This is a genomic window from Lentzea albidocapillata subsp. violacea, assembly GCF_900100275.1.
Taxonomy (GTDB): Bacteria; Actinomycetota; Actinomycetes; order Mycobacteriales; family Pseudonocardiaceae; genus Lentzea; species Lentzea violacea.
Genome location: NZ_FNET01000051.1, coordinates 1 through 2,145, shown reverse-complemented (window position 1 = coordinate 2,145; position 2,145 = coordinate 1). Strand labels below are relative to the sequence as shown.

At 65.5% G+C, this 2,145-nt stretch carries 3 protein-coding genes and 1 pseudogene; 2 read left to right on the top strand and 2 right to left on the bottom strand.

Going from position 1 to position 2,145, the window contains the following annotated elements:
• Positions 1 to 192: 192 nt before the first annotated feature.
• Positions 193 to 795, bottom strand: a complete 603-nt coding sequence (locus BLR21_RS41455) for a DUF305 domain-containing protein (RefSeq protein WP_090015585.1) — start codon at positions 793 to 795, stop codon at positions 193 to 195.
• A 53-nt stretch (positions 796 to 848) separates the two neighbouring features.
• Positions 849 to 1,217: a hypothetical protein gene (locus BLR21_RS41450; RefSeq protein WP_143028149.1), complete on the bottom strand. Its 369-nt coding sequence runs from the start codon at positions 1,215 to 1,217 to the stop codon at positions 849 to 851.
• A gap of 200 nt (positions 1,218 to 1,417) precedes the next feature.
• On the opposite strand from BLR21_RS41450, the gene BLR21_RS41445 reads away from it, so the two are divergent.
• Entirely contained in the window at positions 1,418 to 1,903 is a 486-nt protein-coding gene (locus BLR21_RS41445) for a DUF4396 domain-containing protein (protein ID WP_090015583.1), read from the top strand.
• Between the two features lie 131 nt (positions 1,904 to 2,034).
• Positions 2,035 to 2,145: pseudogene (locus BLR21_RS44810) on the top strand (MFS transporter); the annotation flags it as partial.

Below are 2,145 nucleotides of genomic sequence, written 5' to 3'. Positions count from 1 at the left end.
TGTCGATCGGTCCGTCGCGCGGCCGGTCGCAACTGACCGGGGGAACGACGGGCGCTTGCCACCTTTATACCTAAGGGGGGTATGGGTGTGCAAGGCCCGATGGCCATACAGGGTAGGGGTATAGCTGTGACCTGTGGCACGCGTTCAGGCCGGGGTCAGATCACTCCGCCCCGGCCTGAACGTCTGTGGCTGCTACTTCAGCAGCCCCTGCATCTCGGTGATCTCAGCCTGCTGCGCGGTGATGATGTCCTGCGCCAGCTTCTTGCTCTCGGCGTTGCTGCCCTTCTCGATGTGGGTCTTGGCCATGGCGATCGCACCCTCGTGGTGCTTGATCATCATTTCCGTCCACATCCTGTCGAACTCGGCCCCCGTGGCCTGTCCGAGCTTGGCCATCTCCTCGGCGGTCATCATGCCGTTGCCGCTGCCCATCGAGCCGTGGTCCATTCCCGGCATCGACGACGCCGGCGGAGAGGCACCCCACTTGGAGAGCCACGCCGTCATAGTCTTGATCTCCGGGTCCTGCGCAGCCTCGATGCGCTTCGCGAGATCGGTCACCTTCGGGTTCGTGCTCTTGCCCGGGACCATCTCGGCCATGTCCAGCGCCTGCTGGTGGTGGGCGATCATCTCCTGCGCGAACTGCACGTCGTGATCGTTGTGATCCGCCGCCTGCCCGCCGGAAGCCGGGGTCGACGCAGTGGTCGAGTCGTGCTGCATGCCGGCCATGTCGTTACCGCCGCCGCACCCGGCGACCAGCGCGACAGTCGCGAAGCCGGCGACGATCAGAGACTTCCTCATTGGTGGTTCTTCCTTGTGCTTGGGGAAAGTGACTGCCTCTGGGACCGGGCCGATCACAACCTCAACACGCACAGGGAACCGAGCAGGTCACGACCACCTCTGGGCGGCGGCCGGCCGGGAGCTCGTGGCCACGCCGCTGACGCGAGGACGTGACCCGCGATCGGGCGCACGGTGCGCAGTAGCAGCCACCCGAGCAGGAGCAGCGACACGACGGCGCCGAGCACGGCAACGCACAGGTGCAACATCTCGTGCATCGGCTGCGGTGCTGGATCCTCGGATGGCGGCGGGTGGTGAGCGCTCGTGGGCACGGATCCGTGCGACATGTCGTTGCTCACGCTGACGTGGTGCATCCCGACGACACCGAGGAACAGCGCGCACAGCAGGACCCACTGGGTCGTTTTGCCGCGCGCGCCCATAGCCATGTAACTATCCTACCTAGTAGATCGCATCACTGCCTTCTACGGGTCAGTGCTCCGGCCGGTTCAACGGTGAGGAGTGATGACGCCCACTGCCGATCTTCCCGCCAGGTCCTCTTGACACCCTAGGGGGGTATGAGCGTATGTTCGCACGGCATACCCCAGCAGGGTATACAGGCCGATAAGTAAGGCGAGGGAAACGGGTCATGGATCACGCTGGTGCACAATCGAGTCTGACGAAGCTCGCCATCTCCGCGACGCTGCACTGCCTCACCGGCTGTGCGATCGGTGAGGTGCTCGGCATGGTCATCGGCACCGCGCTGGGCTGGTCGAACCTGGCGACCATCGCGCTCGCCGTCGCCCTTGCCTTCGTGTTCGGCTACGCGCTCACCATCCGGCCCGTGCTCAAGTCCGGGCTGCCCCTCCGTGCCGCCATCGGCGTGGCGTTCGCGGCGGACACCGTGTCGATCGCCGTGATGGAGATCGTCGACAACGGGATCATGCTGGCCGTGCCGGGGGCCATGGAATCGGGCCTGGGCAGCTGGTTGTTCTGGGCCAGCCTCGCGTTCGCGCTGGCGGTGGCGTTCGTGATCACGGTCCCGGTCAACCGCTGGCTGATCTCGCGTGGCAAGGGGCACGCGGTGGTGCACCAGTACCACGGTGGCGGCCATGAAGGTCATCACCAGCACTGAGTGAACCGTGGCCGCGAGACACTCGCGGCCACGGTCCGTCAAGATCTTCCGTTTCGCAGGGGTAGTCGCTTCGCGCGACCAGGGCAGAGGTCTGCTCGGTCGATACCCCCTACCGGTATGGAGTACAAGAGATGTCCAGTACGGATAGGTCGGACCGGCGCAGGTGGTGGGCGCTCGCCCTCATCGCCGCCGCGCAGTTCATGGTCATCATGGACACCTCGATCATCGGGGTGGCCCTGCCG

Bases quoted from the DNA above. Each gene is read 5' to 3' on its own strand.
- BLR21_RS41455 (WP_090015585.1), bottom strand. From the start codon at position 795: ATGAGGAAGTCTCTGATCGTCGCCGGCTTCGCGACTGTCGCGCTGGTC.
- BLR21_RS41450 (WP_143028149.1), bottom strand. From the start codon at position 1,217: ATGGCTATGGGCGCGCGCGGCAAAACGACCCAGTGGGTCCTGCTGTGC.
- BLR21_RS41445 (WP_090015583.1), top strand. From the start codon at position 1,418: ATGGATCACGCTGGTGCACAATCGAGTCTGACGAAGCTCGCCATCTCC.